The 13,860-nt window shown below is 27.2% G+C and carries 17 protein-coding genes; all 17 read left to right on the top strand.

Annotated elements, in window-relative coordinates; all coding sequences use genetic code 11:
* Positions 1 to 144: 144 nt before the first annotated feature.
* Positions 145 to 1,329 (top strand): hypothetical protein, encoded by a 1,185-nt coding sequence (locus tag J7G74_RS13160; protein ID WP_297136166.1) that lies wholly within the window; start codon positions 145 to 147, stop codon positions 1,327 to 1,329.
* A 319-nt stretch (positions 1,330 to 1,648) separates the two neighbouring features.
* Entirely contained in the window at positions 1,649 to 1,858 is a 210-nt protein-coding gene (locus J7G74_RS13155; protein ID WP_297136164.1) for a hypothetical protein, read from the top strand.
* A 192-nt stretch (positions 1,859 to 2,050) separates the two neighbouring features.
* Positions 2,051 to 2,203 carry a hypothetical protein gene (locus J7G74_RS13150; RefSeq protein ID WP_187294932.1) on the top strand — a complete coding sequence of 51 codons (153 nt, stop codon included), beginning with the start codon at positions 2,051 to 2,053 and terminating at the stop codon, positions 2,201 to 2,203.
* 11 nt (positions 2,204 to 2,214) lie between these two features.
* On the top strand, positions 2,215 to 3,003 hold the full coding sequence (locus tag J7G74_RS13145) for a phage regulatory protein/antirepressor Ant (protein WP_297136162.1): 789 nt from the start codon (positions 2,215 to 2,217) through the stop codon (positions 3,001 to 3,003).
* A gap of 17 nt (positions 3,004 to 3,020) precedes the next feature.
* Positions 3,021 to 4,196 carry a helix-turn-helix transcriptional regulator gene (locus J7G74_RS13140; protein WP_297136160.1) on the top strand — a complete coding sequence of 392 codons (1,176 nt, stop codon included), beginning with the start codon at positions 3,021 to 3,023 and terminating at the stop codon, positions 4,194 to 4,196.
* A gap of 179 nt (positions 4,197 to 4,375) precedes the next feature.
* Positions 4,376 to 4,687, top strand: coding sequence for a hypothetical protein (locus tag J7G74_RS13135; protein ID WP_297136159.1), 312 nt, complete (start codon positions 4,376 to 4,378; stop codon positions 4,685 to 4,687).
* A 266-nt stretch (positions 4,688 to 4,953) separates the two neighbouring features.
* The gene (locus tag J7G74_RS13130; protein WP_187294939.1) at positions 4,954 to 5,223 is read left to right on the top strand and encodes a hypothetical protein; all 270 of its coding nucleotides are present in this window, start codon (positions 4,954 to 4,956) and stop codon (positions 5,221 to 5,223) included.
* Between the two features lie 8 nt (positions 5,224 to 5,231).
* The gene (locus J7G74_RS13125) at positions 5,232 to 6,398 is read left to right on the top strand and encodes a metallophosphoesterase family protein (protein WP_187294940.1); all 1,167 of its coding nucleotides are present in this window, start codon (positions 5,232 to 5,234) and stop codon (positions 6,396 to 6,398) included.
* A gap of 24 nt (positions 6,399 to 6,422) precedes the next feature.
* Positions 6,423 to 6,608 (top strand): hypothetical protein, encoded by a 186-nt coding sequence (locus tag J7G74_RS13120; protein WP_297136157.1) that lies wholly within the window; start codon positions 6,423 to 6,425, stop codon positions 6,606 to 6,608.
* Between the two features lie 18 nt (positions 6,609 to 6,626).
* Positions 6,627 to 7,082: a helix-turn-helix domain-containing protein gene (locus J7G74_RS13115; RefSeq protein WP_297136156.1), complete on the top strand. Its 456-nt coding sequence runs from the start codon at positions 6,627 to 6,629 to the stop codon at positions 7,080 to 7,082.
* Between the two features lie 238 nt (positions 7,083 to 7,320).
* Complete coding sequence (locus tag J7G74_RS13110) at positions 7,321 to 7,602, top strand: hypothetical protein (RefSeq protein WP_297136154.1); 282 nt, start codon at positions 7,321 to 7,323, stop codon at positions 7,600 to 7,602.
* 384 nt (positions 7,603 to 7,986) lie between these two features.
* Entirely contained in the window at positions 7,987 to 8,157 is a 171-nt protein-coding gene (locus J7G74_RS13105; RefSeq protein WP_297136153.1) for a hypothetical protein, read from the top strand.
* Between the two features lie 38 nt (positions 8,158 to 8,195).
* Positions 8,196 to 9,407, top strand: coding sequence for a zinc-ribbon domain-containing protein (locus J7G74_RS13100; protein ID WP_297136151.1), 1,212 nt, complete (start codon positions 8,196 to 8,198; stop codon positions 9,405 to 9,407).
* 11 nt (positions 9,408 to 9,418) lie between these two features.
* Positions 9,419 to 10,255, top strand: coding sequence for a hypothetical protein (locus tag J7G74_RS13095; protein ID WP_297136149.1), 837 nt, complete (start codon positions 9,419 to 9,421; stop codon positions 10,253 to 10,255).
* Positions 10,248 to 10,901, top strand: a complete 654-nt coding sequence (locus J7G74_RS16735; RefSeq protein ID WP_330616578.1) for a terminase large subunit domain-containing protein — start codon at positions 10,248 to 10,250, stop codon at positions 10,899 to 10,901. Before J7G74_RS13095 ends, J7G74_RS16735 begins: the two co-directional genes overlap by 8 nt.
* 435 nt (positions 10,902 to 11,336) lie before the next feature.
* On the top strand, positions 11,337 to 12,374 hold the full coding sequence (locus J7G74_RS13085; RefSeq protein WP_297136146.1) for a phage terminase large subunit family protein: 1,038 nt from the start codon (positions 11,337 to 11,339) through the stop codon (positions 12,372 to 12,374).
* 32 nt (positions 12,375 to 12,406) lie between these two features.
* Complete coding sequence (locus J7G74_RS13080) at positions 12,407 to 13,852, top strand: hypothetical protein (protein ID WP_297136144.1); 1,446 nt, start codon at positions 12,407 to 12,409, stop codon at positions 13,850 to 13,852.
* Positions 13,853 to 13,860: the final 8 nt, after the last annotated feature.

The raw sequence follows: 13,860 nt of genomic DNA, 5'->3' as shown, positions 1-13,860 counted from the left end.
CAATAAATAGAAATGCTATTATATTATAGTTAAGAGTTAATTATTTAATTGATTCTGAAAAATACAAAGGGGGTATGTTTTATAAATATAACAATAGTAGATTCTAGGTGTGGGGCAGGCAAATCAAGTTATGCAATACAAATGATGAGGAAGAACACAAGTAAAAAATACATATATATCACACCATTTTTAGATGAAATACAACGCATTAAAAATGAATGCAGTAACAGATATTTCTATGAACCTAATGAAAAACTAGGTAAAGGGAGTAAATTAAGACATTTTAACGAATTATTATCAGATGGAGACAACATAGCATCAACACATTCATTATTCCAAAACATAAACAAGGATACAATTGAAGCATTAATAAAAAATAAATACACACTAATATTAGACGAAACAATGAATATATTAGAAGAAATGAAAGTTAGTAAAAGTGATTTAAATTATCTTATGGAATTAAATGTAATAACTGTAGATGATAAAACTAAAAAAATAACATGGCATGATGAAAACTATGATGATAAGTTTGGAGCATTCTCAGAATTAAAAAATAATTGTACATTTGGTGATATGTATTTAATTACAGATAAAGTATGCTACTGGATATTCCCAATTGAAATATTCAAGTATTTTGAGGAAATATATATAATGACTTACATGCACAAAGGACAAATACAGACTTATTATTTAGATATGCATAATATTAAATACGAAATAAAATCAGTTAGGAAATGTGGTTCAACAGGTGTAGGTACAAGGGAAACTATGAAATATGAATTAATTAATTATTGTGATCCTGATAGAAGTAAGTACAAAGAATTAATAAATATTTATGATGGAAAACTTAATGATGTTGAAAGAAAAATAACAGACTTCTCTAAGACATATTACTTAAATGCTAAAGCAGGAAAAGTAGAACAAAAGGAATCAATAGAATTACTAAAAAGAAATTTATATAATTATTTCAAATGTATTATTAATGGTAAGTCCGATGATAATATGTGGAGTGTTTTCAAAGACTTTAAATCATTAATAAAAGGCAAAGGATATACAAAAGGATTCGTAGAATGCAATATAAGAGCAACAAATAAATATAAAAATAAAAAGAATTTGGCTTATTGTTGTAATTTTTATTTAAATCCCATGCAAAAAAGATTGTTTAAATATAATAATATTGAAATCAATGAAGATTATTATGCATTAGATAAGCTATTGCAATGGATATTCAGAAGTCAATTGCGAGATAATAAGCCAATTAATATATACTTACCGTCAAGTAGAATGAGAAGATTATTAACTCAATGGATAGATTATGATATGTAATTTCATTTAATACTATATACATATATCTTTAAGGAAATAAATCTGAACACAAGTAATTGCAATGGGTTCAGGGTGAGTTTTCTACTTTTTATTATACCAAAAGTAGAAAAATATATGTTTAATGACACTTGGCCTACGGTGTATAAAGTTCACAAATGAGTAAAAGTCGACTCATTTATTCACTTTCATGTCAGTAGATAAATCTACTTCCATGAACAATTATTATAATTTAAATTTTTCAATAATTAATTAGGGTAAACTTCAAACGCCAGTTAGGCTTATGAATAAATATAAAATTAATAAAATAAAGGATGGATAAATGAAAGAGAAGAGTAAATTTATAAATAGTTTAAGAAATTATTATAATCACTTATTGCAAAGATTAGATAATGGAACTGAATATTTAAATAAATTAGTTGATGAAGTAGATGATATTTATAATACAAAAGAATATATAGCATATGAAAATATTATACAGGAGTTAAGTAAAGTTAAAGAATTAATAGACTATTATAATATTGATTTGTGACAGAACGATTTAAAGCTAATTTGAGAATAAAAATATCGAAAAGGATTAATTACTTTATAAAGGAACTGAAACCTCTCTACGAGGCTTATACGGAACGAGAGAGGTATACAATGACGAATTGTAGTTTAAGATGCATGAATAATAACTACTAAGTATTGAATGAATATAAAATTAATAAAACAGGGGGATAAAATGTATAATAGAGTTACATTATTAGATAATATAAATAAATTAGAAAAGGAATTAAATAAAACAACAGATGTTCAAGAGAGAAGAATGATATTAAAGAAAATCATGAAATTAGAATTCATGTTAGATAAATTAGATGAAAGAACAATGAATTAATGGGGGTATTTATGGGAGAATTAATGTTAAATAATGATGTTGCAATGACTAGTTTAGAGGTGGTTGAATTAATAAATGGATTTAGAAAAGAAGAAGGAAATAAAATTAAGAAAGAACACAAAACATTTATGAGAGATATTAGAAATGAAATTGAATATTTAAAAAAGGCAGATATAAAAGCCGAGAACAATTTTGTACCCAGCTCATATATAGATAAAAATAACCAAGAAAGACCATGTTACAAAATGAATAAAGCTGGAATAATGCAAATGCTTAATAAAGAAAGTGCCTTAGTTAGATATAAAACACAACAGTACATAGAAGCACTTGAGGATAGGATAGAAGAACAAAGACTGCAAATAACTGAAAAAGAAAAGTGTATATTGGCAATTTACAATGGTGGACAAGAAGGTATTTTGGCTAGTAAAAGATTAGTTGAAATAGAAACAAAACCATTGGTAGATAAGATAGAAGAGGACAAACCAAAGGTTACATTTGCTAATAGAGTAATTAAATCAGGAGATAATATTTTAGTTAGAGAACTTGCCAAGATTGTATCTGATGAAGGTGTAACCATAGGAGAAAGGAGATTATATGCAAGGTTAAGAGAGTGGGGATATATTTGTAAAAACAGCACAGAACCTACACAAAGAGCAATGAATCAAAATTATTTTGTGGTTCAAGTTGGAACAATAAAAACTCCATATGGAATCAAGGAAACGAAGACTACTAAAGTTACACCAAAAGGACAAATAAGAATAGTTGAAAGAATATTAGAGGAAAATAAAGTAGAAAATTAATAAGGAGGAATATTTATATGGCAATAGCAAGACCAACATTTAAAGGAAAATACGATGGAAAAGATATATGGAGTTATAAAGGGAAAGTTAATTATTCAATAGAGGATTTAGACGAAAGAATTAAGTTAGTACATAAAGTATTAAATATTCAGAAAGAAGGGGAGTATGAATTCTCTAATGATTCATTTTGGAAGGAAGTATGGGATACAGGTATTTGTAAAACAGATTTAAATAAAACTGATTTCCTATGGAGTGAAACTAATATAGCTACTACATTAGAAAGTATGGGGACGTATTTATTAGCTATGGATAATGATGAAACTAAAGAACGATATAAGATATATAAGAAAGAAGAAGATTTTAAGGCTGCATTAGCAAAAGAGAAACGAGCCATAGATAGATTTGGAGATAATATATCTTTAGATAAGAATAATGAGTTTAAAATATTGATACCAAATGGTAATTATAAATTAGATCCAAAACCTAGTATAAACAAAAAGGATTTAAAGAAATATCCTCCATTACAAGATTATCAAAATTATTTAGATTATCTTAGTAAAATAATTAAATCTGATGAGGAAAAGAAGAAACTTATTGAAACATTAAAAACAAAAGGAGTAACTAGGTATTTAAATGAATATAAATTGTGGGGATTTTTAGTTAATGCAATAGGTGAAGTAAAGAAAGATATGATTAAGACAAAAGAATTATTAGAACAACCTATTGTATGGAAACAGCCTCTAAAGGATTCAGGTTATAAATCATATGAAGAATTGGACATGTTTGATAAAAGTCATGTTTTAGAATTGTTAAGAGTACATAGAAGTATGGAAATAGTTGATTTTCAAGATGATTTAAACTGTATATTATTTGATTTAAGTAAATTAATAAGTGAATGTAAATTTACAGACACACAAAGAGAAGTGCTAAATATGTATTCAAGAGGTATGACGCAAGAGAAAATTGCTAATGAATTAAATATAACTCAACCTGTAGTAAAACGACATTTAAATGCTATTGTTAATAAAATAATAAATAAATATGAGGAAAATTATAGTGATTGGTATTATTTAAATATCTGTAAAGGAGAATATAAAACATGTTCAAAATGTGGAGATATAAAACTTGTACAACAATTTTCTAAAAAAGGCAACAGATTGCAATCTCAATGTAAACAATGTCAACAAAAATAAATTGTATCATAATACAATTTGCTAAAATTAATAATACAATTATAATTTACTAATACAATTGGACAAAATATAGGTATATTTTTCCCTAGAAGTATAGGTTATATTTGTAAGGGGTTAAAGAATTAAAAAATATACACATTTAACCCTAAAATATTAATGAAAAAGGGAGAGATTGTATTATGAATAAACAAACTGTATTAAAAACATTTAAAGAGAAAGCAGGAAACCATGAATTTGAACTAACTTTAAAGGAGTCTAATGAATTATTATCTATATTTGAAGAAACTATAGTTGCATTAGGGGAGCAATTAGAAGTTGGGGAATCTGTAAATTGTGGTTGTATAAAAATAGCTAAGAAGAGAATGGCACCAAGAACAGGGGTTAGTAAATTAGGTGAAGAAGAAGTGCCTTGGTCAACACCAGAGAAAATAAAAATAGTTTTATCTGCTAAGAAGTCATTTGAAAAAGAACATGAAGAAATAATTGAATAGAACTGTAAAATTAATAAAATAAATAAGATAATGGACTCGCTAAGGCTATGTTTTCTTTGAGAATATGTTAAATAAGTGTGAGGTTAAAATATACAGGCTGTGACTCATTGAGCATAGACCATTATTCGTAAGCCTATATCAATGACCTAATAGGTGTAGCTGACGAGCCATTGATATAGCAGAATTATATATAAAAAGGTAATTTTATTGCACCACCTTAAATGAGGTGGTTTTATTATGTTCAAATATAAAGGGGAGATTGAATAATGAAAGAACAATTTAAATTGTCATTAAAAAATTGTGATATTACAAGAGAAGATAATGGAGTAGTAATTTACGAAAAGAATAATAAAGATGAAATACAATTTGAAAGACCGTTACAAGAAGTGTTTGATAAGATAGATGGAAAAGAAAATTTAAAAATATCTATAGCTACAAGCAATGATATGTCATCTGACGCAGTTAAAGGTGTGTTAGAACAATTTATAGGTGAAAAAGGATTAAATATATCAATAGAAAATTCAGAAGAACTGTAGGTGATATTTTGGAGGAGAGAGACAATAGGGGATTAATTAGAGATTGTATCAATAAATTGCAAAAATTAAATGATTATGATTGGGATGATTTAATTGAAAAGTATGAATTAGATTATTCACAAGACCATCTCAGAAAGTTAAGTTATGGTATGAAACTAGCTTATGATACATTTCAAAATGAAATAGTTTCTCAAGATGAATCAGATCTATTAAATGAAAAGTTACTAGAGATAAAAAAGGAAAAAGTTAAATTACAGGATATGAGAACTTTAGTAAATAAAGATATACGAAATTTAGCTAGAATTGAGAATATAGTTGATTTACTAAAAGACGATATATATGATTTATCTAATAAAAAACCTATGGTAAATCATAGTTACATTAATCATGAATCTAATGGAAAAGATGCAGTATTATTGCTTGGAGATTTGCATTATTTCATGGTATGTGACAACTCAGTTAATAAATATAATCCTGAAATATGTAAGGAAAGATTAAATAAAGTAATTGATGATACAATAGAAAAATGTTTATTACATAACATTGATACTTGCAATGTTATAGGACTAGGAGATTGGATTTCTGGAGAGATACATTCAACAGTTAGATTACAAAATGCTGAGAATTTAGTTGTACAGATTATAGAAGTATCAGAACTTATTTCGGAAGTTTTATATAAATTAAGTAAGCACCTTCCTTATGTAACGTTATCTATGGTTTCAGATAACCATTCTAGAGTTTATTCCAATAAAGACGATAACTTAAATAAAGATAATTATACTCAAATAATAAAAGAGTTTATAAAATTAAGAACCAAGGATATATCAAATTTTGTTGTATTAGATAATACTATTAATCATGATGAAATTGCAATTGTTGATATCAAAGGAAAAAATATAATTGCGTGTCATGGCGATAAGATAGCAACAGATAATAAATGTGTTGAACAATTAGAAAATTCAACTAATGTCAATGCAGACATAATAGTATTTGGTCATATACACAATCCTAGATTCTTTACAAATGCTAATTGTGAGATATTTGTAAATGGATCATTGATGGGTAGTGATGAATATGCAAGTAATAAAAAACTATTCTCTAAACCTAGTCAAACTTTATTAATATTAGATAAAGACAAGTTTGGAGTAGAATCTAGTTATGTAATAAAGGTATAAAATTAATAAAATAGGAGTGGATATATGAAGGAATATAAAATATTTAAGTGTTATTCACCAAAATTAAAGAAATTCTTATATGACAATGGATTGATTTACGACATGGTGTGCAAGGATATAAAGACGGATAAGACTTGCTGGGTTTATGTTAGATGTGATGAATTAAATAAGTTATTAACTCAATGGAAAGTAACAAAACCTACAAATTAAAATATGGAGGTAAATTAAATGAGTAATGCAAAGAGATGTAAAATAAAAAATAAATATAAATTAAAGCCATTATATGTATTAGACGCTAATTTTACGCAAATAGCAAATACAATGTTCAGATATATACCTAATGCTAGTGACTTTAAGGTATATTGTTATTTATGTTTTAGATATAATAGGGACTATCAATATGCGTTCCCTTCATTGTCTACAATTTCAAATGAGACTTGTTTAGGATTAACTACTATAAAGAAAAGTATAAAATGGCTAGAGAAAAAGAGATTTATAGTTAGGTATAAAAAGCAAGGTGAAGAATGGATGAACAACTGTTATTATGTGAGATATGTGGTAGAAGATGTAGAAGAAGTACAAAAAGAAGTGATAAATAAATTTGAGGAAATGATGGATGAAGATTTTGAGTCAGAATTAATAGCAGAAGAATTACTAGATGATGAAGAACTAATAAATGAATAAAAAATGATTTTAAAATACACTAACGATTGTATTCGTTGGTGTATTTTATGTATTTTATTATAAATATTATATATAAGTATTGTTATATAAGTATTAATAGTGGACAGATATAGACCTAGGGTAAGTCCGAATCCGACTAAGGGGTAGTCCGATTTAGGCTAGGGGGTAGGTCTAAAATAGACCTAGTTCATTATATTCTTATTTTTATATTATTTTTGATAATTGTCATGTTAATGAGGTGATTTATATTAAGAATGAATTAATTTATGAAGGTAGAATTATAGATATTACATATAAAAGTAATAAAATTATTAAATTTGTAATGGCTAATGAAAAGGAATTTACTCATAAGAAAATAAAAGTTTGCTGTTTTAATAGTGAATTATTTTCGATCATTGAATCTAATGTTATGAATGTTGTTACTATTAAAGCTGAATTTAGTGAGAATAATTATAAAGATAAAAATGGCAAGTGGCATAATGATTATACTGTTGCATGTTATGAAATAGAAGTTGAATAATTTTAATAATTCATGAGGGTATTTTTGCGAGTAATTGGAGTGGTTAAATATTCTAGGGGAATTATTGTGTAGAGAAAAATATACATTTAGGATTATAAAATTGATGAATAGAGAATGTATTATCAATCAGATATAGTGCTGTGAGCTGATAGGAGCTACACAGAGGTATTTTAATTATGTTTTTGATAAATTGTTGTTGAAAATTTAAAATCGCTTTAAACAGGTGGAGATAATTCGAGAGTTAATCGATTGTAGGAATTTTCCTATGATTTTTTTAATTCTCGAGAGATTACTTGGGAATTAAACAATCTCCTCCTCATTATGACCTACCAGAGTATCCCCTGCTTTGGTAGGTATTTTTTATTGATAAAATATGGAGGTTATATGAATAAATTATATTGTTGCTATAGTTTAAATTTGAGAAATTATTTAACTAAACATGGGGTGCGATATGAATTATGTGCAAATAACCCAAATAATAACAATAGATTTTGGGTTTATATTAAAAATGAAGAACTAAGTAAATTGTTAAATGAATGGTCTGCTAATCAGTAGATCATTTTTATTTTATAGAAATCTTTGGAGGTAATAAATTGTATTATAATGAAAATCATTCAAAAAAAGTTGAAGAAAGAGGGTATATCTATATTTATACTTATGAAAGATATGAGTATACCTTAGATAAACATATTTTAAATTTAAAATGTAAATATGTGAGAATTAAATGTCCTTATTGTAATATTGAATATGATATAGATTTGTATTTGTTCAATAAAGGTTCAAATTGTACTCATTGTTGTAATAAATATGAAAATTCATTTGCATATCATATACAGGTTGAATTAGGCGAACCACTTAATAAGTATTGGGATTGGGAAAAGAATACTGTTAATCCTTATTTGATATATAAAAATTCAGGTAAAAAGATATGGATTAAATGCACTATGGTTAAATATCATAATGTTTATAAAACTAACCCAAACAGATTTGTAGTAAACAAAAAGATATGTCCCTATTGTAGCAAGCATAAAGTACATCCTAAAGATTCATTTGCTCAATATCACATTGATAATACTGATCCTAATTTCTTAGAAAAATATTGGAGTGATAAAAATACATTAAATCCTTGGAAAATATCACCAAAGAGTAGTAAAAAGATATGGATAATATGTCAAAACAAGGATTATCATGATGATTATAAAACAGCATGTGTTAATTTTACAAGAGGAGATAGATGCCCTCAATGTTCTCATAAAGGAAAGTCATTACATCCCAAAGATAGTTTTGGTGCATTATGTCCTGAAAAAGCCAAATATTGGAGTTCTAAAAATAAGAAATCTCCATATGAAGTAGCCCCTAATAGTACTAAAAAATATAAATTTATATGTGGGAAATGTGGCGAATCTTATGATAATTCTCCTCAAAATGCATTTAATACAAAATTATTGTGTAAAGAGTGTTCTATGTCTAAAGGAGAAAAGGAAATAATGCTGTTTTTAAATGCAAACAATATAAAACATTGTTGTGATAAACCTTATTTTAAAGACTTATTATCTCCAAAGTTTAACAAGTTGAGACCAGATTTTATATTACCTGACTTAAAAATATGGATAGAATATGATGGAGGACAGCATTTTAAATATCCAAATGGAATTCATGATAATTATGATGAGTTTGAATATTTAAAAAAATGCGATGAAATTAAAGATAAATATGCAAAAGAACATGGGTGGAAATTAATAAGAATACCATACTGGGAATTTGATAATATAAACAAAATTTTAAATGGAGAATTAATAAAATAAGAGGTGATTCAATGTCTAAAAAAACGATAGAAAAGATTAAATGTGCCTGTTGTGGTCGTAACCGTTTAATAACTCGAGATTTTTATAAAAGTGCTAGTGAATTAAATGCTTATACTGGACGACTTAATATATGTAAAGAGTGTGTTCAAAGTAGATATGAAAGATTGTTAACTATTTATAATGGAAATTCAACAAATGCTTTTCGCCATTTACTTATGAATTTAGATGAATATTTTGATGAAGAATTATATAACTCATGTGTTGTTAAGGATGGGATTAATTTTATAGGGGATTATTTTAGACAGGTGAATGGGACTAAAGATAGAAGAGATAAGACTAGTCTTAATAATACATCAATACCAAATGAGAATAATGATATTAAATTAGAAGATGGAATAATTTCAGAAGAGTTGATTGATAAGTATGGTGAAGGTTATACTGCATCTGAGTATCGTAAATTAGAAAGAAAATATAAAATATATTCAGAACATTATCCTAGTAAAAGATTGCAAGAACAAGAAATATTAAAACAACTTGCTGAATTAGATTTAATGAAAGAAAAATGTAGAATTACTGGCGATAAAAATGGCTATGATAAAATATCGACTCAAATAAGAAGAACTATGGAAGATTTAAATGTCTTACCAAAACAATCTACAGATGATGAAGATGAAATGACGTTAGGAAATATATTGAAATTAATTGAATACGAAGAACCAATACCAATGACTTCAAACGAATTTGATGATGTTAATAAAATAGAAAAAATAATGGATAAATACTTCGTATCGCCTTTTAAACGTGTTTTAGGATTGAAGAATAAAGACGTAGGTGATATGAATGAGTAACAAGATACCGTCGAAACCTAGAAAAAATATAAAAAGTAATCAAAAGGAAAATTTAATTGAAGGCGGTAAAATTTGGGGTGAATTCTACCGAAAGAATATAGAAATATTTGTAGAACAATATTTAGGTGTAAAATTATTTACATTTCAAAAGATAATAATTCACATGATGCATAAATCGAATTGGTTTTGCTGGATTGCTTGCAGGGGATTAGGTAAGAGCTATCTTACCGCAATTTACTGTGTTTCTGTTGCAATTTTGTATCCTGGAATAAAAATAGTAATTGCTTCTGGTCAAAAATCTCAAGCAGACGCAGTGATAACTGATAAAATCGCAGAACTTATGAATAATTCCCCAACTTTGTCAGCAGAAATTGAACCTAAAGGCATACGAACCTATCATAATAATACTGCTTGTATGTTTAGAAATGGAAGTAAGATAACTTCGATTGCATCTAATCAGGGAGCGAGAGGAATTCGTTGTAATGTATTACTAATTGATGAGTTTAGAATGGTTGACAAACTTATACTAGATCAGGTTTTAAAACCATTTTTAACAAATAGAAGAACTCCACCATTTTATTTTAAAAATGAATATGCTAATTATCCAAAAGAAAGCAATAAAGAGCTATATCTATCTAGTGCGTAAACAAACTGCGCATATCATAGTGAATATGGATAGCTATGATGAAGAATCGAGCAAAATCGGTCATATATACTGTGAAGTATATGGTAAGAAAGACTAAATCTATAAAATTAATAAAATGATAATATAAATAATATAATTAATGATTTTATAGATAAGTTAATACCGAGATAACTATTAAAGTAAAAAATTAATAGTATTGTAACGCATAGTACTTGAAACTGTTAACAGATAACTAATGTTCGCAGAATATAATAGTACCAAGAGTGTTCGACACGCACCATATTAAAGCGTGAAAATATATGCTAGGCTGGGTATGAATTGACATACCGATGAAAATGAGGGAAACCTCCAGAGGTAAGGATAAAAAGCCTTACGTTAATAACAATCGGGCTAAAATCCCATTGGTCGTGGGAAAAGTTCAAAGATATTACAAATATGATGATTGAAGGGAAGCCAGCAACATCAATAGATATAAGTTATGAATGTTCTTTGGATCATGGATTGATAACACAGGAAAAAATAGATGAAGATAGAATAGCATTAGGTGAGTTTTCGTTTGATATGGAATATAATGCTTTATTCTGGGGAGAAAACGAAAATAGTTTTTATAAGTCCTCAGAATTAAATGATTGTAGGGTATTAACAAAAGCATATTATCCTCTTACAGATGATGAGTATAGATCTCCAGACTTAAAAAAGAAGAAAATGAAACAGATGCCTAGAAAAGATGGAGAGATAAGGATTATAGGTGTAGACTTTGCTAGAATGAGTTCAAATAAAAACGATAACTCAGTATTTACACTTATGAGGTTATTGCCTAATGGAGACTCTTACAAGCGTGAGGTAGTTTATATAGAGGCTTGGAATGGTGTTAAAACTGAAGATCAAGCGACTAGAATTAAAAGATTATATACTGAATTTGAATGTGATAAGCTGATTATAGACGGTAACGGTAATGGTGTGGCTTTAATAGATGAAATGCAAAAATCTTCATACGATGCTACAATAGATGAACATTATGATGCTTTTGGAGTATATAGTTCAAATGTAAATACGGAATTTGAACCTCTAAAAGAAGGTAACAATTGTATTTTTGTAATGAAGGCTTATGAAAAAGACAATAACAATACTATAGTTTATTTAAAAAATGCATTATTAAGTAAAAAAATAAGATTATTAATAGATGAAAACGTAAAAGAAAGTGAATTAAAGGGCGATAAGAAGTTTCATACAGATGGAGAATATCATGCGAACATACTTCTTCCATTTGTTCAAACAAGCCAATTTATATTTGAAACTTTAAATTTAGAATATGAAAATAGACCTAGTGGTAATATAGCAATAAAAAATGGTTCTAAGCGTAAAGATAGATTTTCTAGTTTGGCTTATGCTAATTATTTGGCTGAATTAATAGAGCAAGAAAACTATAAGAAAAAAAGAAAGAAGAAATCGTCTTTCATATTCTTTACATAAAACTATATAATTAATAAAATGGAGGTGATTAAATGGAAGAAAAGAGTGTTGAAGAATTAAAAAAAGAAAATTCATTGCAATTTGCCAAAAGAGTAAACTCAACCGCAATTGATGCAATAGATGAATTATATAATGCTTTTTATAAAAATAGAAAAAGCACAACATCTCAAATACAAAATTACTTAGATAACCCTCTTAAAAATGCTAAACATTTACAAGATACAGCAGAATACATGAGAATGATAAATGGTGTATTAAAAGAGATAACTCTTTACAAAAGTAATATGCTTACATATGATTATTTTCTTATACCTACTGATATGAGTAAATATAAGACTAAAGATAAATTTGAAACTGCATATAGGAAAGCGGTGCTAGAAGTAAAGAAATATAATATAAAATTTCATTGCAGATGGTTAAGCGAAAAGACTATCAGAAAAGGTGAAATGTATATTTATAAAGTTCAATCTGATGATGGAATAACTATTGTTGAAATGCCTAACTCTATTTGTAAAATAGTTGGTGCTACAAGTGGATTACAAAGATATGCAGTTGATTTGACATCAATAAAGGAAGATACATTAAATTATTATCCTGATGGAATTCAAAAATTATATAAAAAATATAAAAATAACCAATTGAAAAAGGATAAGAACTTTAAAGATGGATATTATAAAATACCTTTGGAAGATGGGGTAGCATTTTCTATTGAGTATTTAGAAACAAAAGGTGTTCCTTATTATACTTCGTTATTAAGAGAATTATCTTTACTAGAAGATATGAAAAATTTAGAAGAAACATCCGCTGTTGCTAATAACTTTAAGGTATTACATCAGACAATACCAACGGGTGAAGATGGTGAAATTTCTGTAGATGCAGAGACAGCATTTGAGTATCATCAAGCGTTAAAAAGTATTTGTCCTGAAGGAGTTGCAGCATTAAGTACTCCTTATAAAATTAATCCTCTTACATTAGGAGACAATAAGCAAAAGAATTTAGATTATGTGAATAAGATAGAAAGATCTATATTTGATAATGCGGCAATAAATGATGATATATTTTCAGGAACTAAATCAAATAATCAGGCAATAATTTATGGTGCTAATGTTGACAGCTTATTAGCATTTAATTTATTGCAGAAATTTAAGATGTGGTTAAACTTTGATTTTAAAAAGAATAATTCATTGAAGAATTTTGAAGTGGTATTTGTTGATAGTACAATAATGGATAAGGATTCAAAAATAAAAATGGCTGTAAATAATATTACAACATGGAACAGTCGAATGCAATTATTTGCTTATATGGGATATGAACCTTGGGAGGCATATAACATATTAAAAATGGAAGAAATTATGAATTTCGACGAGTTGATGCCAGCATTAATGACATCGCATACAGCGAGTAGTTCTGATGTGGGTAGAACTACTGTTGCAGATGATCCTGATAAAAGTGGAAATGTTGGTCAGGCTCAAAATTAAGAGGTGAT

The organism is Terrisporobacter sp. (assembly GCF_017888745.1).
GTDB lineage: Bacteria > Bacillota > Clostridia > Peptostreptococcales > Peptostreptococcaceae > Terrisporobacter.
Note: the sequence above shows the minus strand (reverse complement) of the source record. Positions and strands in the feature narration are given on the sequence as shown.

Excerpts from the sequence above, each read along its gene's own strand:
- J7G74_RS13160 (WP_297136166.1), top strand. The coding sequence starts at position 145 with ATGAGGAAGAACACAAGTAAAAAATACATATATATCACACCATTTTTA.
- J7G74_RS13155 (WP_297136164.1), top strand. The coding sequence starts at position 1,649 with ATGAAAGAGAAGAGTAAATTTATAAATAGTTTAAGAAATTATTATAAT.
- J7G74_RS13150 (WP_187294932.1), top strand. The coding sequence starts at position 2,051 with ATGTATAATAGAGTTACATTATTAGATAATATAAATAAATTAGAAAAG.
- J7G74_RS13145 (WP_297136162.1), top strand. The coding sequence starts at position 2,215 with ATGGGAGAATTAATGTTAAATAATGATGTTGCAATGACTAGTTTAGAG.
- J7G74_RS13140 (WP_297136160.1), top strand. The coding sequence starts at position 3,021 with ATGGCAATAGCAAGACCAACATTTAAAGGAAAATACGATGGAAAAGAT.
- J7G74_RS13135 (WP_297136159.1), top strand. The coding sequence starts at position 4,376 with ATGAATAAACAAACTGTATTAAAAACATTTAAAGAGAAAGCAGGAAAC.
- J7G74_RS13130 (WP_187294939.1), top strand. The coding sequence starts at position 4,954 with ATGAAAGAACAATTTAAATTGTCATTAAAAAATTGTGATATTACAAGA.
- J7G74_RS13120 (WP_297136157.1), top strand. The coding sequence starts at position 6,423 with ATGAAGGAATATAAAATATTTAAGTGTTATTCACCAAAATTAAAGAAA.
- J7G74_RS13115 (WP_297136156.1), top strand. The coding sequence starts at position 6,627 with ATGAGTAATGCAAAGAGATGTAAAATAAAAAATAAATATAAATTAAAG.
- J7G74_RS13105 (WP_297136153.1), top strand. The coding sequence starts at position 7,987 with ATGAATAAATTATATTGTTGCTATAGTTTAAATTTGAGAAATTATTTA.
- J7G74_RS13095 (WP_297136149.1), top strand. The coding sequence starts at position 9,419 with ATGTCTAAAAAAACGATAGAAAAGATTAAATGTGCCTGTTGTGGTCGT.
- J7G74_RS16735 (WP_330616578.1), top strand. The coding sequence starts at position 10,248 with ATGAGTAACAAGATACCGTCGAAACCTAGAAAAAATATAAAAAGTAAT.
- J7G74_RS13085 (WP_297136146.1), top strand. The coding sequence starts at position 11,337 with ATGATGATTGAAGGGAAGCCAGCAACATCAATAGATATAAGTTATGAA.
- J7G74_RS13080 (WP_297136144.1), top strand. The coding sequence starts at position 12,407 with ATGGAAGAAAAGAGTGTTGAAGAATTAAAAAAAGAAAATTCATTGCAA.